This is a genomic window from Caballeronia sp. LZ008 (genome assembly GCF_031451435.1).
Classification (GTDB): domain Bacteria; phylum Pseudomonadota; class Gammaproteobacteria; order Burkholderiales; family Burkholderiaceae; genus Caballeronia; species Caballeronia zhejiangensis.
The window spans coordinates 1,177,124-1,198,093 of record NZ_JARUXK010000001.1 but is presented as its reverse complement, the minus strand read 5'-3'; the positions used below and the strand labels follow the sequence as shown (position 1 = coordinate 1,198,093).

General features: G+C 63.5%; 21 protein-coding genes. 3 read left to right on the top strand and 18 right to left on the bottom strand.

Annotated elements, in window-relative coordinates:
- Positions 1-89: 89 nt before the first annotated feature.
- From QCE49_RS05655 to guaB, 10 genes are all read right to left on the bottom strand, one after another.
- On the bottom strand, positions 90-821 hold the full coding sequence (locus tag QCE49_RS05655) for an ABC transporter ATP-binding protein (protein WP_250456401.1): 732 nt from the start codon (positions 819-821) through the stop codon (positions 90-92).
- Entirely contained in the window at positions 818-1,678 is an 861-nt protein-coding gene (locus QCE49_RS05650; protein WP_250456402.1) for an ABC transporter ATP-binding protein, read from the bottom strand. The genes QCE49_RS05655 and QCE49_RS05650 overlap by 4 nt, the downstream gene beginning before the upstream one ends.
- Position 1,679: 1 nt before the next feature.
- A complete protein-coding gene (gene nikC, locus QCE49_RS05645; RefSeq protein ID WP_008350036.1) occupies positions 1,680-2,591 on the bottom strand; it encodes a nickel transporter permease in 912 nt (303 codons plus the stop codon).
- A gap of 19 nt (positions 2,592-2,610) precedes the next feature.
- Positions 2,611-3,585 carry an ABC transporter permease gene (locus tag QCE49_RS05640; protein WP_235366356.1) on the bottom strand — a complete coding sequence of 325 codons (975 nt, stop codon included), beginning with the start codon at positions 3,583-3,585 and terminating at the stop codon, positions 2,611-2,613.
- Between the two features lie 71 nt (positions 3,586-3,656).
- Complete coding sequence (locus tag QCE49_RS05635; protein WP_250456403.1) at positions 3,657-5,240, bottom strand: ABC transporter substrate-binding protein; 1,584 nt, start codon at positions 5,238-5,240, stop codon at positions 3,657-3,659.
- Positions 5,241-5,253: 13 nt separating this feature from the next.
- Positions 5,254-5,817 (bottom strand): D-alanyl-D-alanine dipeptidase, encoded by a 564-nt coding sequence (ddpX, locus tag QCE49_RS05630; protein WP_034473567.1) that lies wholly within the window; start codon positions 5,815-5,817, stop codon positions 5,254-5,256.
- Between the two features lie 91 nt (positions 5,818-5,908).
- Positions 5,909-6,469 (bottom strand): RNA 2',3'-cyclic phosphodiesterase, encoded by a 561-nt coding sequence (gene thpR / locus QCE49_RS05625; protein WP_034473566.1) that lies wholly within the window; start codon positions 6,467-6,469, stop codon positions 5,909-5,911.
- Between the two features lie 23 nt (positions 6,470-6,492).
- On the bottom strand, positions 6,493-8,076 hold the full coding sequence (guaA, locus tag QCE49_RS05620; protein WP_008350045.1) for a glutamine-hydrolyzing GMP synthase: 1,584 nt from the start codon (positions 8,074-8,076) through the stop codon (positions 6,493-6,495).
- Positions 8,077-8,241: 165 nt separating this feature from the next.
- Positions 8,242-9,042, bottom strand: a complete 801-nt coding sequence (locus QCE49_RS05615) for a hypothetical protein (protein ID WP_250434599.1) — start codon at positions 9,040-9,042, stop codon at positions 8,242-8,244.
- Between the two features lie 15 nt (positions 9,043-9,057).
- On the bottom strand, positions 9,058-10,518 hold the full coding sequence (gene guaB / locus QCE49_RS05610; RefSeq protein WP_008350049.1) for an IMP dehydrogenase: 1,461 nt from the start codon (positions 10,516-10,518) through the stop codon (positions 9,058-9,060).
- Positions 10,519-10,730: 212 nt separating this feature from the next.
- Between guaB and QCE49_RS05605 the strand changes: the two genes are divergently transcribed.
- Positions 10,731-11,690, top strand: coding sequence for a DMT family transporter (locus QCE49_RS05605; RefSeq protein ID WP_250434598.1), 960 nt, complete (start codon positions 10,731-10,733; stop codon positions 11,688-11,690).
- A 6-nt stretch (positions 11,691-11,696) separates the two neighbouring features.
- Here QCE49_RS05605 and QCE49_RS05600 read toward each other — a convergent pair whose 3' ends face one another.
- Positions 11,697-12,020, bottom strand: a complete 324-nt coding sequence (locus QCE49_RS05600; RefSeq protein ID WP_008350051.1) for an RnfH family protein — start codon at positions 12,018-12,020, stop codon at positions 11,697-11,699.
- On the bottom strand, positions 12,017-12,454 hold the full coding sequence (locus QCE49_RS05595) for a type II toxin-antitoxin system RatA family toxin (protein ID WP_008350053.1): 438 nt from the start codon (positions 12,452-12,454) through the stop codon (positions 12,017-12,019). The genes QCE49_RS05600 and QCE49_RS05595 overlap by 4 nt, the downstream gene beginning before the upstream one ends.
- A gap of 119 nt (positions 12,455-12,573) precedes the next feature.
- Here QCE49_RS05595 and smpB point away from each other — a divergent pair, with 119 nt between their 5' ends.
- Positions 12,574-13,023 (top strand): SsrA-binding protein SmpB, encoded by a 450-nt coding sequence (gene smpB, locus QCE49_RS05590; RefSeq protein ID WP_008350055.1) that lies wholly within the window; start codon positions 12,574-12,576, stop codon positions 13,021-13,023.
- A gap of 44 nt (positions 13,024-13,067) precedes the next feature.
- Here smpB and QCE49_RS05585 read toward each other — a convergent pair whose 3' ends face one another.
- From QCE49_RS05585 to ppsA, 3 genes are all read right to left on the bottom strand, one after another.
- Entirely contained in the window at positions 13,068-13,994 is a 927-nt protein-coding gene (locus QCE49_RS05585; RefSeq protein ID WP_008350056.1) for an SPFH domain-containing protein, read from the bottom strand.
- Between the two features lie 25 nt (positions 13,995-14,019).
- Positions 14,020-14,451, bottom strand: coding sequence for an NfeD family protein (locus QCE49_RS05580; protein WP_008350058.1), 432 nt, complete (start codon positions 14,449-14,451; stop codon positions 14,020-14,022).
- A 97-nt stretch (positions 14,452-14,548) separates the two neighbouring features.
- The gene (gene ppsA, locus QCE49_RS05575; protein ID WP_244808026.1) at positions 14,549-16,966 is read right to left on the bottom strand and encodes a phosphoenolpyruvate synthase; all 2,418 of its coding nucleotides are present in this window, start codon (positions 16,964-16,966) and stop codon (positions 14,549-14,551) included.
- A gap of 504 nt (positions 16,967-17,470) precedes the next feature.
- Between ppsA and QCE49_RS05570 the strand changes: the two genes are divergently transcribed.
- Positions 17,471-18,289 (top strand): pyruvate, water dikinase regulatory protein, encoded by an 819-nt coding sequence (locus QCE49_RS05570; protein ID WP_008350062.1) that lies wholly within the window; start codon positions 17,471-17,473, stop codon positions 18,287-18,289.
- A gap of 6 nt (positions 18,290-18,295) precedes the next feature.
- Here QCE49_RS05570 and QCE49_RS05565 read toward each other — a convergent pair whose 3' ends face one another.
- Genes QCE49_RS05565 through lpxB form a run of 3 tightly spaced genes read right to left on the bottom strand, consistent with a single transcriptional unit; the run spans position 18,296 to position 20,960 of the window.
- Positions 18,296-19,072, bottom strand: coding sequence for an RNA methyltransferase (locus tag QCE49_RS05565; protein ID WP_008350064.1), 777 nt, complete (start codon positions 19,070-19,072; stop codon positions 18,296-18,298).
- Between the two features lie 17 nt (positions 19,073-19,089).
- Positions 19,090-19,794 carry a ribonuclease HII gene (rnhB, locus tag QCE49_RS05560; RefSeq protein ID WP_008350066.1) on the bottom strand — a complete coding sequence of 235 codons (705 nt, stop codon included), beginning with the start codon at positions 19,792-19,794 and terminating at the stop codon, positions 19,090-19,092.
- Positions 19,794-20,960: a lipid-A-disaccharide synthase gene (lpxB, locus tag QCE49_RS05555; RefSeq protein WP_008350067.1), complete on the bottom strand. Its 1,167-nt coding sequence runs from the start codon at positions 20,958-20,960 to the stop codon at positions 19,794-19,796. Before lpxB ends, rnhB begins: the two co-directional genes overlap by 1 nt.
- Positions 20,961-20,970 lie beyond the last annotated feature (10 nt).

Genomic DNA, 20,970 nt, shown 5'->3' with positions numbered 1-20,970 from the left:
GTCGTCGTATACCGGGCTTATCGCCGTGCTTATGCGTCGTTCGCGCAACATCCATTGACCGCGTCATGACGATTGTGCTTGTACGACGACTACGCGTTCTGTCGCGTGTAGCCTTCTGTCGCGAGCAGAAGCCGGCGCGTGTACTCGTGCGTAACGTCGCGCGAACGCACGGCATCGACGCCCAGTTGCTCGACGATTTCGCCGTTGCGCATGACCGCGACGCGCTGGCAAAGAAAGCCGATCACGGCGAGATTGTGGCTCACGAGGATCATCGTCAGCTTGCGCTCGCGATGCAGGCGGCGCAGCAGGTTCAGGATTTCCGCCTGGACGGAGACATCGAGCGCGGAGGTCGGCTCGTCGAGCAGCAGCACGCGCGGCTCGACGATCAACGCGCGCGCGATCGACACGCGCTGGCGCTGCCCGCCCGACAACTGATGCGGATAGCGAAATCGATACGCCGGACCGAGCCCGACTTCGGCGAGCGCGGCGAGAATGCGCGTGTCTTCGTCGCCGATGCCGTTGATCGCGAGCGGCTCGCGCAAGGTCTTGTCGACGGTGAAGCGCGGATGCAGCGCGCCGTAGGGGTCCTGGAACACCATCTGCACGTCGCGGCTTCCAGGGCGCGATCCGATGCTTATCCTGCCGCCCGACAGCGGCGTCAGCCCGGCGAGCGCGCGCAACAACGTCGACTTGCCGCTGCCCGATTCGCCGACGAGTCCGAAAACCTCGCCCTCTTCCACGCGCAGCGAAACGTCGCGCGCGGCGTCGACGTGACCGCTCTTCGTCTTGAAGCGGATGAGCGCGCGCTCGATTTCGATCATCGCGCGATGCCTTCATCGAGCCACGCGGGGTCGCGGCGCAGCGCCGGCAACTCGTCGGGCGGATTCACGAGCGGCGGATTCGCTTCGAGCAGCCCGCGCGTGTACGGATGCGTCGCGTGAACGAGATCGCGCGCCGCGCACGTCTCGACGACGCGACCGCCGTACATCACCGCGACGCGGTCGCAGAACGACATCACGAGCGGCAAATCGTGACTGATGAACACGAGGCCGGTGTCGTGGCGCGCGATCATCTCGTCGAGCACGGCAAGCACCTGCATCGATACGAGGACATCGAGCGCGCTCGTGGGTTCGTCGGCGATCAGAAGGCGCGGGCCGGCCGAGACCATCATCGCGATCATCACGCGCTGGCCCATGCCGCCGGACAGTTCGTGCGGATACGCATCCGCGACACGCTGCGGATCGCGGATATGCACCGCTTCCAGCGCTGCGACGATGCGCTCGCGCAACGCGCGCCGGCCTTCTTTCACGCCCTGCCGCACAAAGGTTTCGCGCATCTGCTGCGCGACGGTCATCACCGGGTTCAGCGAGAACTTCGGATCCTGCAGGATCATGCTCATGCGCGTGCCGCACAGGCGGCGGCGCGCTTTCGGGCGCATCGCGAGCAGGTCCTGCCCTTCGAAACGCAGCGCCTTAGCCGACCATTTCGCCTCGGGCGGCAGCAGGCCGAGCAGCGCGCGCCCCGTCAGCGATTTTCCCGATCCCGATTCGCCGACGATGCCGAGCCGCTCGCCGCGCCGCACCGTCAGCGATACGCCGCGCACGGCGGGCATGAGCACGCCGTCATGGCTCGCGAAGGCCACGTCCAGTCCGTCGATTTCAGCCAGCGCATCGGGCATGTCAGCCTCCGTGACGCGGATCGAAGACGTCGCGCAGACCGTCGCCGAGCAGGTTGAAGGCGAGGCTCACCGCGAGGATCGCGAGGCCGGGAATCGTCGCGACCCACCACGCGTCGAGCAGCACGTTGCGGCCCGCCGCGACCATGTAACCCCATTCCGGGCTCGGCGGCTGCGCGCCCAGTCCGAGAAAGCCGAGACCGGCGACGGCGAGAATGATGCCGGCCATGTCGAGCGTCGCGCGCACGATCACCGACGACGAGCACAGCGGCACGATATACCGCAGCAGAATGCGCAGATGCGAAGCGCCTTGCAGACGCGCCACATGGATGTAATCGGCCTGCGCGAGCCGCAGCGACTCCGCGCGCGCGAGACGCGCATACGGCGGCCACGCGGTGATCGACAGCGCGATCACCGCATTGAGCACGCCCGGCCCGAGCGCGGCGGCGAACGCGAGCGCGAGCACGATCTTCGGAAATGCGAGCGCGACGTCGGTCAAGCGCATCAGCACCGTATCGACGATGCCGCCGCAATAACCCGCCACCGTGCCCATCAAAAGCCCGACCGGCACCACGAGCACGACGACGAGCATCGCGATCGCGAGCGTCAGGCGCGAGCCGTGCACGAGCCGCGAAAGGATGTCGCGGCCGAGTTGATCGGTGCCGAACCAGTGCGCCGCGCCGGGCGGCGTCAGACGTTCGGCGAGCACCTGCTGCAACGGATCCTGCGTGACGAGCATCGGCCCGAACGCCGCGACTACGATCAGCAGCAGCAGGATCGCGAGTCCGAGCATGCTCAACGGATTCGACGAGAACCGCCGCCAGCGCCGATACGCGCGCCCGAGCGCGGCTTGACGCGGCGACGCGGGCGTATCGGTCAGGAGCCACGCGCGCGAGCCCGTTCGCGGCTGTTTCATCTGCGCAAGATCCTCCATGTCAGCGCGCACGCGGATCGAACACGCGATACAGCGCGTCGGTCAACAGATTGAGCGCGATGAACGTCGCGCCGATCACGAGCGTGCTGCCGAGCACGGCGTTCATGTCGGCGTTCAACAGCGCGCCCGTCAGATACGAGCCGATGCCCGGCCACGCGAACACGATCTCCGTCAGCACCGAGCCTTCGAGCAGATAGCTGTATGCGAGCGCGATCACCGTCAGCAGCGGCACCGCGATATTGCCGAACGCGTGCCGCCAGATCACGCGGCGCTCGGGCAGCCCTTTCGCGCGCGCGGTCGTCACGTATTCCTGGCTCAGTTGTTCGAGCATGAACGAGCGCGTCATCCGCGACAGATACGCGATCGAATAGAACGCGAGCACGCTCGCCGGCAGCGCGATATGCGAGAACGCGTTCTCGAAGACATCCCATTCGCCGGCGATGAGCGAATCGATGAGCAAACTGCCCGTGCGGGTATCGACCATGCCGTCGTAAAGCGGATCGATGCGTCCCGGCCCGGACACCCAATGCAGCCGCGCGTAAAAGAGCAGCAGGCCCATCAGCGCGAGCCAGAACACCGGCACGGAGCTTCCGGCGAGCCCGATCACGCGCGCGATGTGATCGACGATGCGATTGTGCTTCACCGCCGCCGCGACGCCGAGCGGCACGCCGATCGCGATGCCGATGAAGGTCGAGAGCGTCGCGAGTTCGAGCGTCGCGGGAAAGACGCGCTTGATGTCGTCGATGACCGGATTTGCCGTCAACAGCGAAATGCCGAGATTGCCGTGCAGCACGTCGCGCGCGTAGATCAGGAATTGCTCGATGAGCGGCTTGTCGAGACCGAGCCGCAGACGCGCGGCGGCATAAGCCGTCGCGGACGCGCGATCGCCGAGAATCGCGAGCACCGGATCGATCGGAATCTTGCGGCCGATGAAAAACGTGATCGCGAGCAAGCCCGTGAACGTGATGGCGAGCATCGCGATCCAGCGCGCGAGCGCCAATGCGATGCGCGCGCCGCCGCGCCGCGAGCCGATGAGCGTGACCGTGTTCACTGCTTCTTGATGTTGCGATACGACACGAGATCGTTGATCGGCCCGACTTCGAGACCGGTCACGCCGGGCCGCGCCGCCACCTGCGACACCTTTTGGAACATGATGACGAACGGCGATTTCGCGAGCACTTCACGCTGCATCTTCTCGTACCGCTGCGCGCGCTTTTTCGTATCGCTTTCGGCGAGCGCCGCGTTGGTTTCCTTCGTCAGTTGTGGAATGTCCCACGCGTTGCGCCACGCGAGCATCTTGTAGCTCGATGCATCCGAGTTGTCCGGATTCCACACGAAGCCCTGCGCGTTACTGTGCGGATCGATGTAATCCGCCGACCACTCGCCGATGTAGATATCGTGGGCCCGCGCGCGATATCGTCCGAGCGTCTGCTTGTTGTCGCTCGGCACGAGTTGCACCTTGATGTTGGCGAGCGCGAGATTCGCCTGCACGGCTTGCGCGATCTCGCTGTACGGATAATCGTTGCGCACGTCCATCTTCACCGTGAAGCCGTTGGACAAGCCCGCTTTCGCGAGCAGCGCCTTCGCCTTCGCGACATCCTGGTGATACGGGTTTTCGTTCAGCGCGCCGAGAAAGCCTTCGGGGAGAAACGCTTCGTGAACCTTGTAGGTCGTGCGGATCACGTTCTTCTGAATGCCCTGATAGTCGATGAGCCACTTCATCGCTTCCCAGACTTCCGGCTTCGCGAGATTCGGATTCTTGTTGTTGAGGCCGAGATACATGAGTGTCGCTTGCGGCACGGCCGTCGCCTTGATGACGCCGTTCTTCGAGAGCGTGTCGAGATCGTCGGGCGAGAGGTCGCGCGCGACGTCGATGTCGCCGTTCTGGATCATCAGACGCTGGCTCGCCGCTTCCGTGACGTGACGCAGCACGATGCGCTTCATCGCGAGCGGAATGCGATAGCCGTCGAAGCGTTGCAGCACGATGCTGTCGTTCGCGGTCCATTTCACGAGCTTGTACGCGCCCGAACCGGCTTCGTTGGTCTTCAGCCACTCGTTGCCGTAGTCGTTGCCCTTCGCGTGCGATTCGACGAGCTTGCGATCCACCACCGACGCCGGCCACGAACCGAGCACGTTGAGCACGAAGGTCGGCGCATAGCGCTGATCCGTCGTGATCGAGACGGTCGTATCGTCGATCTTCTTCACGTTCTGCAACGCGTTCGCCTTCGTCAGCCCGATGCCCGCAAGCACCGCCGCCGCGCCCTTGTCGAGCAGCGCGGTGCGCTGAATCGACCACGCGACGTCATCGGCGGTGAGCGTATTGCCGGAATGGAACTTGAGTCCCGGCCGGATCTTGAACGTGAACGTGAGGCCGTCCTGACTCACCGTCCACGATTCGGCGACATCGCCATTGAATTTCGACGGATCCTTCAGATCGACGCGCACCAGACGGTCATACGTGTTCGCGACGTATTCCTCCGGCACCAGTTCGTAGATTTCGCCGGGATCGAGCGACGTGAATTCATCGAGCAACGTGGCCATGACGAACATGTCTTTCGGCGTCGCGGCGCTTGCCGGCGGCGCGCTCATCAACGTGAGCATCAGCGCCGTGATCAGTGCAGTCAGTTTCATGTCGAATCCCCGATTACATGAGCCGCAGCGGGCCGCATTCTTCGTTGTCGATCAGAGCAAGTTCGCGCGAGCCGGGTAATTCGTAATGCCACCACTCGCTTTTGATGTGCGTGAAGCCCGCGCCGTGCATGACGCCCAGCAGCAGCGTGCGGTTGCGCTGCACATGCTCCGGCAAGCCGAAGTGAAAGTGCTCGGATTCGGCGACCATCGCATCGAAACCGGTGCCCATGTCGAGCTCGTTGCCGTCGCGATCGACGAGCGTCAGGTCCACCGCCGTGCCGCGGCTATGGTTCGAGCCGCGTCCGAGTTCGGCGATGAAGGTCGGATCGGGCAGGAAATCCCACAGCACTTTCTGCGCTTGCGGCGGACGATAGGCGTCGAAGATCCTGAGCGTCATGCCGATGCTCTTCGCGATATCGACGGCTTTACGCAATGCCGCTTCGGCGGGCTCGAGCAGCAGGCAGTGCTGCGCCTTGTAGATGGGCTTGCCGGTGAAATTGCGATCGGTCGCGTAGACGAGATCGATCTGGACGTGGTGGGTGTCGGGCGTGATGTGCAGCAGGCGGGATCGGGTCATGTAAGCGCTTCGTCTCGATTCATTCCGATACACGCACCTTAACGCGTTAGAAAAATCCGCGAAACCTTTTATTGCGCGTGGTTCCGCCGATTCACGGCACGAGCGGCCAGCGCGCGAGGACTTCGTGTTGCGATTTGCCGAGCCGGCTGCGCACGAGCGCGAACTCACGCACGGTCCATGCGATGGGTTCGATGCGCTCACGCGCGACGCGGTGTTCGTCGTAGAGCAAGGTCACATGAGGCGTGAAACGGGGATGCCGCTTCAGTGCGATGCCTGCCGCTTCCAGCGCCGTGCCGAGCGTTCGTTCGAGCGCGTCGAGCGGCTCGGTGACATCGCCGGAAACGACGAGCGGGCGTCTCGCGCGACGGCCGGAAAAGCTTTCGATACGGTCGAGCGTCACATCGACGGGCGGCAACGCGATTCGGGATGCTGCGGCGCAAGCGTGCGCGGCCACATCGGCGGGAACGCCTGCGAAGGCGCCGAGATAATGCAGGGTGACGTGAAGGCGATCGGCGGGAATCGCCCTCGCCTTCAGCGTGTGCTCGATACGCAGCCGCGCCGCCAGTTCGGCGATGCGCGCGGCGGCGACTGCGTCCGGATAGATCGCGAAGAAGAGCGAGTCGGTGGGGCGATCGGACGCGGAATCAGTCATGCCCCCTCGCAATCAGACGCGGCTCACTCCCACTCGATCGTCGCAGGCGGCTTGCCGGAGATGTCATACACCACCCGATTGATCCCGCGCACTTCGTTGATGATGCGATTGGAAACATGCCCGAGCAGATCATGCGGCAGATGCGCCCAATGCGCGGTCATGAAGTCGAGCGTCTGCACGGCGCGCAGCGCGACGACGTATTCATAGGTGCGCCCGTCGCCCATCACGCCGACGCTCTTGACCGGCAGGAACACCGCGAACGCCTGGCTCGTCAGGTCGTACCACGACTTGCCCGTTTCCTTGTCGATGGTGTTGCGCAGCGTCTCGATAAAAATGGCATCGGCGCGGCGCAGCAGGTCCGCGAATTCGCGCTTCACTTCGCCGAGAATCCGCACGCCGAGACCCGGACCGGGGAACGGATGGCGATACACCATCGCGGGCGGCAGACCGAGCTTCACGCCGAGTTCGCGCACTTCGTCCTTGAAAAGCTCGCGCAGCGGTTCGAGCAGCTTCAAGTTCAGCGTCTCCGGCAAACCGCCGACGTTGTGATGGCTCTTGATCGTATGCGCGCCCTTCTTGCCCTTGCCCGCCGATTCGATCACGTCCGGATAAATCGTGCCCTGCGCGAGCCACTTGGCATCGGTGAGCTTGTCCGATTCGTTGTGAAACACTTCGACGAACTCCGCGCCGATGATCTTGCGCTTCGCCTCCGGATCGGTCACGCCCGCAAGCTTCTGCAGGAATTCCTCGCTGGCATCGACGTGAATCACCTTCACCCCCAGGTGATCCGCGAACGTCGACATGACCTGCTCCGCCTCGTTCTGACGCAGCAAGCCGTGATCGACGAACACGCACGTCAGCTGGTCGCCGATCGCGCGATGCAAAAGCGCCGCCGCCACCGACGAATCCACGCCGCCCGACAAGCCGAGAATCACGTGCTCATTGCCGACCTGCGCGCGGATATTCTCGACCGCCTCGTCGATGTAATGGCCCATCTCCCAATCGGCCTTCGCGCCGCACAGCTCCAGCACGAAACGGTCGAGCATCGCGCGGCCCTGCACCGTATGCGTGACTTCCGGATGCCATTGCAGGCCGTAGAAGCGCCGGTCGTCGTCGGCCATCGCGGCGATCGGGCACGACGGCGTCGAGGCCATCAGCTTGAAACCCGCCGGCAGATCGACGACCTTGTCGCCGTGGCTCATCCAAACCTTGAGCATCGACTCGCCCTTGTCGCTGGCGAAATCCTGAATGCCTTCCAGAAAGCCCGTGTGATTCAGCGCCTGCACTTCCGCATAGCCGAATTCGCGCACGTTGCCGAGTTCGACCTTGCCGCCGAGCTGATCGGCCATCGTCTGCATGCCGTAGCAGATGCCGAGCACCGGCACGCCGAGATCGAAGACGATCTGCGGGGCGCGCGGCGACTTCGCCTCGGTGACGGAGTTCGGGCCGCCGGACAGGATGATGCCCTTCGGCGCGAATTCGCGGATGAACGTCTCGTCGACGTCGTACGGATGGATTTCCGAGTAGACGTGCGACTCGCGGATGCGCCGCGCGATCAGCTGGGTGACTTGGGAGCCGAAATCGAGAATCAGGATTTTGTCGTGCATGGCTGCGGCCAAAGGCTAAGTGAACGAATGATGTCGGTGCTGCCGGAGCGCGGCCTCGCGCCCCGGTCTGCAAATAAATCGACGGCCGGCGCAAAGGCCGACCGTGCTTGTCCTGCGTGTTTCCGTTGCTGCGCGTGCGTGGCTCGTAGCATGCGCTTCACGCCTTCAGCGAGGCGCGCGGCCCGCGTCGGGCGCGAGCGGATCGGCTCTTCGACCCGTCGCCGGATCGATCTCGCCGCTGATGACGGGCTCGATGCGCTTGCCGGTGACCGGATCGACCGCGCGGCCCGTCAGCGGATCGAGCGTGCCGCCGGTAACGGGATCGACCGCGCCGTCCGGGTGCGCGCGAACCGCGCCGGCCGGCGAGACGGGATCGAGCGTGCGGCCCGATACCGGATCGATGGCCGTCGCGCCGGGTGCGCGCGCTGCGGGACGCGCCGCGAGATCGACCGATTCGGCGCGCGCCGACGATGCCGCGTTGCTCGCGGAAAACTCGTCACGCTTTTGCGCCGCCTTCTTTTCCGCGCGCTGCGCCGATACCGCGCCGGCCGCCGCCGCGCGCTCGCGCCGACGCACCGCCGACGACAGTCTCACGCTGCCCAGACCGAGCACCAGCAGCACGGCGCCCACGACGGCCGCGCTGATCTGCCCGAAGCCATCGATCTCAGGCGTATGCAGTCCGAGCAGCCAGACCAGCACCACTACACCCGACAGCCACTGCACGTGTCCCGACACGCGCGCGGCGCGAGCCGTCAACGCGCCGTCGACGGCTGCGTGAAACGCAAGCCACGACAGCCCGATGAGCGCGATACCGAGCAACTGCCCGGCGAACGCCGGCTGAACGCGGATCGAATCCAGTTGCAGCGCGCCGTACAGGCCCGCCCACGGCGTCAGCAGAAACAACAGGCCGAACGCCAGAAAAATCAGGGCATTGATGACGAGCACGACCCGCAGCAACGGTTTCATGATCAGTCCGCTCGATCAGTCGACGTGATAGTTGGGCGCTTCCTTCGTGATCTGCACGTCGTGCACATGCGATTCGCGCATGCCGGCCGCCGTGATCTGAACGAATTCCGCCTTCTCGTGCAGCTCGGAAATCGTGCGGCAACCGCAGTAGCCCATGCTCGCGCGCACGCCGCCGACGATCTGAAACAGGATCGCGTTGACCGAGCCCTTGTAGGCCACACGGCCTTCGATGCCTTCCGGCACGAGCTTGTCGATATTCGCCGAGTTGTCCTGGAAGTAGCGGTCCGCCGCGCCGTCCTTCATCGCGCCGACTGAACCCATGCCGCGGTACGACTTGTACTGGCGGCCCTGATACAGGAACACGTCGCCCGGCGATTCTTCGGTGCCCGCGAGCATGCTGCCCATCATGACGACGTTCGCGCCCGCCGCGAGCGCCTTCGACACGTCGCCCGAGAAGCGCACGCCGCCGTCCGCGATGACCGGCACGCCGGTGCCGCGCAGTGCTTCGGAAACATTCGCGATCGCCGTGATCTGCGGCACGCCGACGCCCGCTACGATCCGCGTCGTGCAGATCGAGCCCGGGCCGATACCGACCTTCACCGCGTCCGCGCCGTACTCGACGAGCGACTTGGCTGCCGCCGCCGTCGCGATATTGCCGCCGATGACCTGCACGTGCGGATAATTCTGCTTGACCCAGCGCACGCGCTCCAGCACGCCCTGGCTATGGCCGTGCGCGGTATCGACGACGATCACGTCGACGCCCGCCTGCGCGAGCAGCTCGACGCGCTCTTCATTGTCCGGACCGACGCCCACGGCCGCGCCCACACGCAGCTTGCCGTCTTCGTCCTTGCAGGCGTCCGGGTTTTCGGTCTGCTTGGTGATGTCCTTCACCGTCATCAGGCCGCGCAGCTCGAACGCGTCGTTCACCACGAGCACGCGCTCCAGGCGATGGCTGTGCATCAGCGCCTTCGCCTCGGCGAGCGACGTGCCTTCCTTGACCGTCACGAGGCGTTCGCGCGGCGTCATGATGTTGCGCACCGGCTCATCGAGCCGTTCTTCGAAGCGCAGGTCGCGATTGGTGACGATGCCGATCAGTTGCGCGCCTTCGACCACCGGGAAACCCGAAATGCCGTGCTGCTGCGTCAGCGCGATGACGTCGCGCACGCGCATTTGCGGCGGAATCGTGATCGGATCGCGCACGACACCCGATTCGAAGCGCTTCACTTTCGCGACTTCGCGGGCCTGTTCCTTGGCGGTGAGATTCTTGTGGACGATGCCGATGCCGCCCATCTGCGCCATCGCGATGGCGAGCCGGCCTTCGGTGACCGTGTCCATGGCGGCGGACACGAGAGGCATGTTCAGGGAAATATTGCGAGTCAGCTGGGATTTCAGGCTGGTGTCGCGCGGGAGAACGCTGGAGAAGGCGGGCACGAGGAGCACGTCATCGAACGTGAGTGCTTTCTGGATCAGACGCATGGCAAATCCTATGGGCGCAAAAGCAGATTATACCGATAGTTCCCTGCATTTTCACTGCCCGAACAGCAGCTTAGCCCATTCGGACGCAAATTCCGGACCGCTTTCGCCCGTCTGCCGGGCGTCCGCGTTGTTGCAGTTTTAGACAAGACGGCCGCCCGGGGCCACATGCTACGCTTCGCGCCGTCAGTTGAAATTTCGGCAGGAGTCGGACGATGCAGCGCGGTGTGATGTACGGAATGGCGGCGGGAGCGATCTGGGGTTTCATCTTTCTCGCGCCACGGCTCTTGCCGGATTTTTCGCCGCTGACGCTCTCCGTCGGGCGCTATCTGATGTACGGCGCGGTTTCGCTCGCCGTGGCGCTGCCGTTCGCCCGGCGCCTCGCGGCCAAGCTCACGCGCGCCGATTTCATCGCGCTCGCGAAGCTCGCGCTGGTCGGCAACCTGCTGTACTACATGCTGCTCGCGAGCGCGGTGCAGCTCGTGGGCGTCGCGCCTTCGTCGCTGATCGTCGGCATTCTCCCCGTGACCGTCACGCTCGCCGGACGGCGGGATCACGGCGCGGTCGACCTGAAAAGGCTCATCGGGCCCCTCCTGCTCGTGCTGGCCGGCATCGCGTGCATCAATCTCGATGTATTCAGCGACGCCGATCACGCGACGAGCGTGCTCACGCGCCTCGCCGGACTCGGATGCGCGCTCGGGGCGCTCGCTTCTTGGACGTGGTACGCGGTCGTCAACGCGCGGTATCTGCAATCGAATCGCCATTTCGACGGCAACGAGTGGTCCATCCTGTGGGGCATCGTGACGGGTCTGCTCGGCGTCGCGCTCGGCGCGATCGTCTGGATGCTGCCCGCGGGCACGGTGCAGGCGAGCGTGCCCGCGTCGCGCTGGCATCTGTTCTGGATCGTTTCTTTTGCGCTGGCCACCGGCGGCTCGTGGCTCGGCAACATGCTGTGGAACGCGGCAGCGAAGCGCCTGCCGCTCACGCTGTCAGGGCAGATGATCGTGTTCGAGACGCTCTTCGCCCTGCTCTACGCCTTCGTCTACGACGGCCGCTGGCCGCGCTCGCCCGAAGTGCTCGCGATCGTGCTGCTGCTCGCCGGCGTAATCTGGTCGGTCAGGCAGCACACGCTGGAGCCGGCGCCCGCCGCGGCGAAAGAAGCGCCCGCGCATTGAATTCGCTCAGCGCGAATCCTTCGACTGCCACTTGCGCCCTTCGATCGAACCCGCCTTGCGCGCCTTGTCCACGCGGCGCTGGCGCGCGGCCTTCGGATCCACCTTCAGCGGCCGATAAATCTCGACGCGGTCGAAATCGGCGAGCGCCGCGTCGAGCGGCTTCGGCTTGCCGAACACGCCGACCTTCTGCGTCGTCAGATCGATGTCGCGATGCGCGAGCAGCACGCCGCTTGCGTCGATCGCATCGCGCACCGTCGCGCCCTCGGGCAGGTCGACGCGCTTCAGGAACGCGCCATCGGGCAGGCCGTAGCAGACATCGATATGCATCATGGCTTGCCGTAGCGCTGGTCCGCGCGCTTCACGAAGGAATCGACGAACGTGTTGGCGATATGGCTGAACACCGGCCCGATGATCTTCTCCAGAATCACGTTCGAGAATTCGTAATGCAGCGCGAATTCGATCTTGCAGGCGTCCGCGCGCAGCGGCGTAAAGTGCCAATATCCGGTGAATTTCTTGAAAGGGCCGCTCAGGAACTCCATATCGATATTGGTCGGCCGCTTTTGCACATTGCGCGTCGCGAAATGCTGCTTGATGCCCTTGAAGCTGATGTCGATCTTCGCTTCCATGCCGTTCTCGTCGTGGCGGCCGATTTCGACGCCGCCGCACCAAGGCAGGAAATTGGGGTAGTCGGCGACATCGGTGACGAGGTCGAACATTTCTTCCGCTGAATGGCGGATCAATACGGTTTTCTGGACGTCTGCCATATAGGGCGCAGCGGTGGCTGAATTGGGCGGCAACGCGCAAGAGAACGAGGCATCGGATCGAACGCATGCCGGCGCGCTGCTAAAATCAGAATTTTAAACGAGTTGGGCACTTTCCATTCATGAGCATCATCGACAACAGAAAAGCCTTCTTCGATTACTTCGTCGAAGAGCGCTACGAGGCCGGTCTCGTGCTCGAGGGCTGGGAAGTCAAGGCGCTTCGCGCCGGGCGCGCGCAGATCAAGGAAGGCTACGTCGTGATCAAGAACGGCGAGCTCTTTCTGATCGGCACGCATATCAGCCCGCTGCCCGAAGCATCGAAATTCGCTAACCTCGATCCGGTGCGCACGCGCAAGCTGCTTCTCCACCGCGAACAGATCGACAAGCTCATCGGCAAGGTCGAGCAGCGCGGGCACACGCTCGTGCCGCTCAACTTCCACTACAAGGATGGCCGCGTGAAATGTGAAATCGGCCTCGCGAAGGGCAAGAAGTTGCACGACAAACGCGAGACCGAAAAGAAGCGCGACTGGGAACGCGAACGCGGGCGTCTGATGCGAACCGCCTCGCGTTAAACCGTGAAACGAATCGGGGGCGCTTTTTAGCGCCCCCGATTGCTTCAGCTCTTCCTGATTATGCCGCTGCCCTCGCCTTTCACGATCGACAACGCGGACGCGATCATCGTGCTCATGTCGGACATGTTGCCCGGCACGATCAGCGTGTTGCCCTGCTTCGCGAGATTGCCGAACGCGCCGACATACTGCTCCGCAACCTTCAGATTCACCGCTTCCATGCCGCCCGCTGTCTGAATTGCAGTGCCGATCTTCTCGATGGCTTGCGCGTTCGCTTCCGCCACCGCGAGAATCGCGGCGGCTTCGCCCTGCGCCTGATTGATCGCCGCCTGCCGTTCGCCTTCCGACTTCTGGATCGCGGCCTCGCGCGCGCCCGATGCCAGATTGATCTGCTCCTGCTTGCGCCCTTCGGACGCGGCGATCAGCGCGCGCTTCTCGCGCTCGGCGGTGATCTGCGCCTGCATCGCGTGAAGGATTTCCTTCGGCGGCGTGAGATCCTTGATTTCATAGCGCAGCACTTTCACGCCCCAGTTCGACGCGGCTTCGTCGAGCGCATTCACGATGCTCTGGTTGATGAAGTCGCGCTCCTCGAACGTCTTGTCGAGCTCCAGCTTGCCGATGACCGAACGCAACGTCGTCTGCGACAGTTGCGTGATCGCGAACACGAAGTTGCTCGATCCGTACGAAGCCTTCATCGCATCCGTGACCTGGAAGTACAGCACGCCATCGACCTGAAGCTGCGTGTTGTCGCGCGTGATACAGACTTGGCTCGGCACTTCGAGCGGAATCTCCTTCAACATGTGCTTGTAGGCGATGCGATCGATGAACGGCAGCACGATGTTGAGGCCCGGCGTGAGCGTTGCATGATAGCGGCCGAGGCGTTCCATGATCCATGCGTGTTGCTGAGGGACGATCTTGACCGTTTTCGACACGATGACGATCGCGATGACGAGCACGATGAGCGCAAAGTACATTGACATTATTTTTCTCCTTATAGGACTACCGTTTGGCCGCGACGATCAGGCGATTGCCGTCGAGCGCCGTGATGCGATAAAGCCGTGCGCCCTCCGTTTCGCCCGGTGCGAGCTCGACATCCCACTGCGCGCCGCGATACATTGCGCGCGCGTGGCCGTGATGCCATTGATCGACTTCCAGGGTCGCGCCGATATCGAGATTCACGGCCGCATCGCGCGAGGCGTCGTCACGCCGCTTCCAGCTGACGAAGCGCGAGCGCCGCAGCACCGCCACCGCGATCAGCGCGATGACCGCGGCCGCGCCCATCTGTACGTGCGGCAACGCGCCGAGCACATGAGCGACGCCGCCCGCGATCATCCCGAGCGCGATCATGAGCAGATAGAACGTTCCGGTAAACAATTCCGCGACGATCAGCGCGCCCGCAGCGACCCACCAGATCAACCCGCCCGTTTCCATCATCGGTCTCCAAACGAAAACACCCCGGAAAAGTCCGGGGTGTTTTTTATATCACGCTGCACCAATCCGAAAGCAAGTGGAAAGGTGTGACATCGACTTATTTTGACAAGGTCTTCGCGAGCTGCTGCCACGTATCGATGATCGTGTCCGGATTAAGCGACATCGACTCGATGCCCTGCTTCGCGAGCCACTCGGCGAGATCAGGGTGGTCCGACGGGCCCTGACCGCAAATGCCGACGTACTTGTTCAGCTTCAGGCACGTCTCGATCGCGCGCTTCAGCATGAACTGCACCGCTTCGTCGCGCTCGTCGAAGTCCGCCGCGAGCAACTCCATGCCCGAGTCGCGATCGAGGCCCAGCGTCAACTGCGTCAGGTCGTTCGAACCGATCGAGAAGCCGTCGAAGCGCTCCAGGAACTGCTCGGCGAGAATCGCGTTGGACGGCACTTCGCACATCATCACGAGCTTCAGGTCGTTCTTGCCGCGTTCGAGACCGAACTTCTTCAGCAGCTCGACCACGCGATCCGCCTGCTTCAGCGTACGCACGAACGGCACCATGATCTGCACGTTGTCCAGGCCCATTTCCTCGCGGACCTTCTTCAGCGCGATGCATTCCATGTGGAACGCCTCGGCGAAGTCTTCCGCGATATAGCGCGACGCGCCACGGAAACCGAGCATCGGATTTTCTTCATCCGGCTCGTAGCGCGAACCGCCGATCAGCTTCTTGTACTCGTTCGACTTGAAGTCCGACAGACGCACGATGACGGGCTTCGGATAGAACGCCGCTGCAATCGTGGCGATGCCTTCGGTCAGCTTGTCGACGTAGAACGCTTTCGGCGATGCATGGCCGCGCGCGACGCTTTCAACCGCCTTCTTCAGATCGGCATCGACGTTCGGGTACTCCAGAATCGCCTTCGGATGCACGCCGATGTTGTTGTTGATGATGAACTCGAGTCGCGCCAGACCGACGCCCGCGTTGGGCAACTGCGCGAAGTCGAACGCGAGTTGCGGATTGCCGACGTTCATCATGATCTTGACCGGAATCTTCGGCAGTTCGCCGCGCTGCACTTCGGTCACTTCGGTTTCGAGCAGGCCGTCGTAGATCTTGCCTTCGTCGCCTTCCGCGCACGACACCGTGACGAGCGCGCCGTCCTTCAGGATGTCCGTTGCGTCGCCGCAGCCGACAACCGCCGGCACGCCCAGCTCACGCGCGATGATCGCCGCGTGGCACGTACGGCCGCCGCGATTGGTCACGATGGCCGATGCGCGCTTCATCACCGGTTCCCAGTTAGGGTCCGTCATGTCGGCGACGAGCACGTCGCCCGGCTGCACGCGTTCCATTTCCGACGGATCGTGAATCACGCGCACGGGGCCCGCGCCGATCTTCTGGCCGATCGCGCGGCCGGTCGCCAGCACGTTCGACTGCCCCTTCAGCTTGAAGCGCATTTCGGCCTTGCCCGACGCCTGGCTCTTCACCGTCTCCGGGCGCGCCTGGAGGATGAACAGCTTGCCGTCGCGGCCGTCCTTGCCCCACTCGATGTCCATCGGACGCTGATAGTGCTTCTCGATGATGACCGCGTACTTCGCGAGCTCGATCACGTCTTCGTCGGTGATCGAGAAGCGGTTGCGCTGTTCGTGCGGCACGTCGACGGTCTTCACGCGGCCCGGCTCGCCCGGCTTCGTGAATTCCATCTTGATGAGCTTCGAGCCGATCGAGCGGCGGATGATCGGGTATTTGCCCTGTTCGAGCGTCGTTTTGAAGACGTGGAACTCGTCCGGATTCACCGCGCCTTGCACGACGGTTTCGCCCAGGCCGTAGCTCGACGTGATGAAGACGGTTTCCTTGAAGCCCGATTCGGTGTCGATGGTGAACATTACGCCGGCCGCGCCGACGTCGGAGCGCACCATGCGCTGCACGCCCGCCGACAACGCGACTTCCGCATGCGTGAAGCCCTTGTGGACGCGATAGGAAATGGCGCGGTCGTTATAAAGCGACGCAAACACGTGCTTCATGCGATCGAGCACGTCCTCGATGCCGACCACGTTCAGATAGCTTTCCTGCTGGCCCGCGAAGGATGCGTCCGGCAAGTCCTCGGCCGTCGCCGACGAGCGCACGGCAAACGAAAGCTCTTCGGGCGAGCTGGCTTGAAGGACTTCGAAACCGCGGCGGATTTCGTCTTCGAGGCGCGGCTGCATCGGCGCGTCGACGATCCACTGACGGATTTCCTTGCCGGCTTCGGCGAGCGCTTTGACGTCGTCGACATCGAGCGTCTCGAGACGTTTGGCGATGCGGTCCGTCAGATTGTTGTGATGGAGGAAGTCGCGGAATGCGAGCGCAGTCGTGGCGAAGCCCGTCGGCACGCGAACGCCGGCTTCGGAAAGCTGGCTGATCATTTCGCCGAGCGACGCATTCTTGCCGCCGACGATTTCCACGTCGGTCATTCGCAACTGCTCGAATGGAACTACATACGCCTGATCCTTTGCGACATCTTTCGCAACATTGACTGCGTTAGTCATACAAGCCCCTAAGGTGGATGGAATTCACGATCGCACGAGTGGGCTCATATGCGAGCGCGCTCATTGGAAGCGCGCACGCATCTCGTACAACCTGTTTGATAAACCTTCGGGGACACGCGCCCGCGAGAACCGGGGCACGTCAAAAAGAAGCGGGGTACGTCTGAAATCTGCTCGAAAACGTGGACTGACGTAACGAAATGCCACGAAACGACCGCGATTTGACGAAAATCCGATTCAATTTCTCCGCAATTGCTTATCGAACAGGTTGCCGCTATTCTACCTTGCCGTATTTCAAAATTGTTTCGGCCGGGCAGTCGTTCCACGGCAAAATCGAGGTCTTTAACGCCTGATCGTGGGCTCACCCACACCCCGGCGCTCACGCCCGGTTCACTGCCTGCCAGCGGTCAGCTACCTTAACACAGGTTTTTACGGCGTCCGTGCTTTCGCGCTAGCCACGGTTCAGCGTTTGAGCATCGTCGCCCCAACTCGTTCCCTCTTTCGCCGATGCCGCCTTCCGTATTCATCGTTTCCGACGGGACCGGGATCACTGCCGAAACCTTCGCGCATTCGATCCTCGCCCAGTTCGATCAAAAATTCCGGCTCGTGCGCGTGCCGTTTGTCGACTCGATCGACAAGGCCTACGCGACCGTCGAGAAGATCAACGAAGTCGTCGCGCTCGATGGCCGCCGGCCGATCGTGTTCACGACGCTCGTCGACAGCGCATCGAATGAAGTGGTCAAGGGCTGCAACGCGCTCGTGCTCGACATGTTCCAGACCTTCATCGAGCCGCTCGAGCACGAACTGGAAATGAAATCGACGCACGCGATGGGCCGCGTGCACCAGAACGCCGACACGGAGGAATACAAGAATCGCATCGAGGCGATCAATTTCTCGCTCGCCCACGACGACGGCCAGTCGAACCGCAATCTCGCCGACGCGGACGTCATTCTCGTCGGCGTATCGCGCAGCGGCAAAACGCCGACGAGCCTTTATCTCGCGATGCAGTACGGCGTGAAGGCGGCGAACTATCCGCTGATTCCCGAAGATTTCGAACGCGGCAAGCTGCCGACGCCGCTGCTCGAGCATCGGACGAAGATGTTCGGTTTGTCGATCGATCCGCAGCGGCTGGCCGAGATCCGTAACGAACGCCGTCCGGGCAGCAAGTACGCCGCACTCGAAAACTGCCGCTACGAGATCAACGAGGCGGAAATGATGATGAAGCGCGAAGGCATCAAGTGGCTTTCGTCGACGCACAAGTCGATCGAGGAAATCGCCACGACGATCCTGCAGGAGGTCAAGCCGGAGCGGCCTTCCTACTATTGACGGCTGTCAGCGCTGCTGGCGGCACTGCTCGAAGAGACAGATCGCCGCCGCGGCCGCCACGTTCAGCGATTCCATGCCGCCCGGCTGCGGAATCGTCACGCGATGCGTCACCGCATCACGCCAGATTTGCGACACGCCCGCGCCTTCGTTGCCGAACACCCAGGCGAGCGCGCCCGACAGGTCGCAATCGTAGAGCGCGACGGCACCGTGCGAATCGGTGATCGTCACGGGTGCGTCGAGTCGCGCGATGAGATCGGCCGGTTCGACGTCCTCGAAAATATCCAGCAGAAAATGCGCGCCCATGCCCGAGCGCAGCACTTTCGATGACCACGCGTATGCCGTGCCCGGCGCGCAGAATACGCGCGTGATGCCCGCCGCCGCCGCGCTGCGCAGAATCGAGCCGACATTGCCGGCGTCCTGAACGCCATCGAGAATCACGCAGGTTTGTGCGACGCGCGCGGGCAATTCTGCATCGATCTTTTCGACGAGCAACAGCATGCCCACGCCGTGAACGACGCTCGACAACTGCCCGAAAAGCGCATCCGGCAACACGACGACGCGCTTCTCTTCGATGCGCGCGACGATCTCGCGCGCTTCCTCGTGCGTGAGCGCGCCTTCAGTGACGACGCACGTTTCCGGCTGGCCCGCCGCGTCGAGATACGCTGACGCCAGATGCAGGCCTTCGAGCAGCGCGTGGCCGCTTCTGCGCTGCTGCGCCGTCGACCCGGCGAGCGCCTTCATGCGCTTGTAGAGCGGGTTGTCCCGCGAAGTGATGGATTTCACGTTGATTCGGTTGACGCTCAGAAGGCGAGCGCGTCGGGATCGTCTTCGATCGTCGATGCGACCTGAAGCACTTCGGGAGCGATCTCGGGCAACACAGAACCGAACACGAGCGCGTGCGCCTCGCGCACCGGCGCGAACGACCGCCGATGATGCTCGCACGGCCCATGTTCGCGCAGCGCCTTCAGATGCTGCGGCGTGCCATAGCCAGAATGCGTGGCGAAGCCGTACATCGGGAAAAGCTCGTGCAGATCGACCAGCATGCGATCACGCGTGACCTTTGCGAGAATCGACGCCGCCGAGATCTGCTTGACGAGCGCATCGCCGCCGATCACGGCTTCGCTGCGGATGGACAAGGTCGGGCAGCGATTGCCATCGACTTTCACGAGCGTCGGCGCGACCGAGAGGCCTTCCACCGCGCGCTTCATCGCCAGCATGCTCGCGTGCAGGATGTTGATGGTGTCGATTTCCTCGACGCTCGCCGACGCGATGCAGTACGCGAGCGCGCGATCGACGATCTTCTCGTACAGCTCTTCGCGCCTTTTGGCAGAGAGCGCCTTCGAATCGTCGAGGCCGTTGATGCGCGGCTTCGCCGGATCGAAGATGACCGCCGCCGCCACGACCGGACCGGCCAGCGGACCGCGCCCGGCCTCGTCGACGCCACAAACGACGTCGAACGGTGAGCTGAAATCGAGTCCGGCTTGCGCCGATCGTCTAGCGGCCATTACCGCGGCCTCCGCGTGTCGAGCACCCGCGCGACGGCCTCGGCCGCTTTCTGCGACGTATTCTGGCGCAGCGCGATGTGCATGTCGGTGAATATTTCCGTCAGGGTACGGCGGTTGGCGTCGTCGTTCAACTGTTTCAGCGTGGCGTCGGCGAGCGCTTCGGGCGTCGCGAAGTGCTGCAGGATTTCCGGCACGACGAAGCGGCCCGCCAGAATGTTCGGCAAGCCGACATACGGCAGATAACCCTGACGCTTCATGATCTGACCCGTCAGCCAAGGCACCTTGTACGAGATGACCATCGGCTTCTTGAGCAGCGCCGCTTCGAGCGTCACCGTGCCGCTTTTCACGAGGATCGCATCGGCGGCGGTCATCGCGCGCTGGGCGTTGCCGTCCGTGATCGTCAGCGACAGATGCGGATGCGCGTCCACGAGCGGCCGCAGCAGTTCGCGCAACGCCGGATTCGCCGCAGGCATCAGGAAGCGCACATTGGGCTCGCGAAGCTGCATCAGTTCCATCGCGTCGAAGAAGGTCGGGCCGATCAGCGAAATCTCCGAGCGACGGCTGCCCGGCAGGACCGCGATCACCGGACCGCCTTCCGCGATGCCGAGTTCGCGGCGCGCGCCCGCGACGTCCGGCTCGAGCGGAATGTCATCGGCGAGCGGATGGCCGACGTAGCTCGCGGCGACGCCCGCCTTTTCCATCAGCGCCGTTTCGAACGGAAACACGCACAGCATGTGATCGACCGCTTTCACGATCTTCTTGATGCGGCCGCCGCGCCACGCCCAGATCGACGGACAGACGAAATGCACGGTCGGAATGCCCGCTTCGCGCAGCGGCTGCTCGAGGCCGAAGTTGAAATCGGGCGCGTCCACACCGATGAAAACCGACGGCGGCTCGGCAAGCAACTGACGCTTGATCTCGTTGCGGATGCCGAGAATCTCGGGAATGTGCTTCAGCGCTTCGACATAGCCGCGCACGGTCAGCTTGTCCATCGGCCAATGCGCTTCGAAGCCCTCGGCCGTCATGCGCGGACCGCCGATGCCGCTATAGCGCGTGCCTTCGGGCAGCGTGCGCCGCAGGCCTTTGAGCAGCGATGCCGCGAGCAGGTCGCCGGACGGCTCGCCCGCGACCATCGCGATGCGTGGCGGGTTGGTGATCAGGGTCATCGGACAGCGT

Coding starts and splice junctions, on each gene's coding strand:
- QCE49_RS05655 (WP_250456401.1), bottom strand. CDS start 821: ATGATCGAAATCGAGCGCGCGCTCATCCGCTTCAAGACGAAGAGCGGT.
- QCE49_RS05650 (WP_250456402.1), bottom strand. CDS start 1,678: ATGCCCGATGCGCTGGCTGAAATCGACGGACTGGACGTGGCCTTCGCG.
- nikC (WP_008350036.1), bottom strand. CDS start 2,591: ATGAAACAGCCGCGAACGGGCTCGCGCGCGTGGCTCCTGACCGATACG.
- QCE49_RS05640 (WP_235366356.1), bottom strand. CDS start 3,585: ATGCTCGCCATCACGTTCACGGGCTTGCTCGCGATCACGTTTTTCATC.
- QCE49_RS05635 (WP_250456403.1), bottom strand. CDS start 5,240: ATGAAACTGACTGCACTGATCACGGCGCTGATGCTCACGTTGATGAGC.
- ddpX (WP_034473567.1), bottom strand. CDS start 5,817: ATGACCCGATCCCGCCTGCTGCACATCACGCCCGACACCCACCACGTC.
- thpR (WP_034473566.1), bottom strand. CDS start 6,469: ATGACTGATTCCGCGTCCGATCGCCCCACCGACTCGCTCTTCTTCGCG.
- guaA (WP_008350045.1), bottom strand. CDS start 8,076: ATGCACGACAAAATCCTGATTCTCGATTTCGGCTCCCAAGTCACCCAG.
- QCE49_RS05615 (WP_250434599.1), bottom strand. CDS start 9,042: ATGAAACCGTTGCTGCGGGTCGTGCTCGTCATCAATGCCCTGATTTTT.
- guaB (WP_008350049.1), bottom strand. CDS start 10,518: ATGCGTCTGATCCAGAAAGCACTCACGTTCGATGACGTGCTCCTCGTG.
- QCE49_RS05605 (WP_250434598.1), top strand. CDS start 10,731: ATGCAGCGCGGTGTGATGTACGGAATGGCGGCGGGAGCGATCTGGGGT.
- QCE49_RS05600 (WP_008350051.1), bottom strand. CDS start 12,020: ATGATGCATATCGATGTCTGCTACGGCCTGCCCGATGGCGCGTTCCTG.
- QCE49_RS05595 (WP_008350053.1), bottom strand. CDS start 12,454: ATGGCAGACGTCCAGAAAACCGTATTGATCCGCCATTCAGCGGAAGAA.
- smpB (WP_008350055.1), top strand. CDS start 12,574: ATGAGCATCATCGACAACAGAAAAGCCTTCTTCGATTACTTCGTCGAA.
- QCE49_RS05585 (WP_008350056.1), bottom strand. CDS start 13,994: ATGTACTTTGCGCTCATCGTGCTCGTCATCGCGATCGTCATCGTGTCG.
- QCE49_RS05580 (WP_008350058.1), bottom strand. CDS start 14,451: ATGGAAACGGGCGGGTTGATCTGGTGGGTCGCTGCGGGCGCGCTGATC.
- ppsA (WP_244808026.1), bottom strand. CDS start 16,966: ATGACTAACGCAGTCAATGTTGCGAAAGATGTCGCAAAGGATCAGGCG.
- QCE49_RS05570 (WP_008350062.1), top strand. CDS start 17,471: ATGCCGCCTTCCGTATTCATCGTTTCCGACGGGACCGGGATCACTGCC.
- rnhB (WP_008350066.1), bottom strand. CDS start 19,794: ATGGCCGCTAGACGATCGGCGCAAGCCGGACTCGATTTCAGCTCACCG.
- lpxB (WP_008350067.1), bottom strand. CDS start 20,960: ATGACCCTGATCACCAACCCGCCACGCATCGCGATGGTCGCGGGCGAG.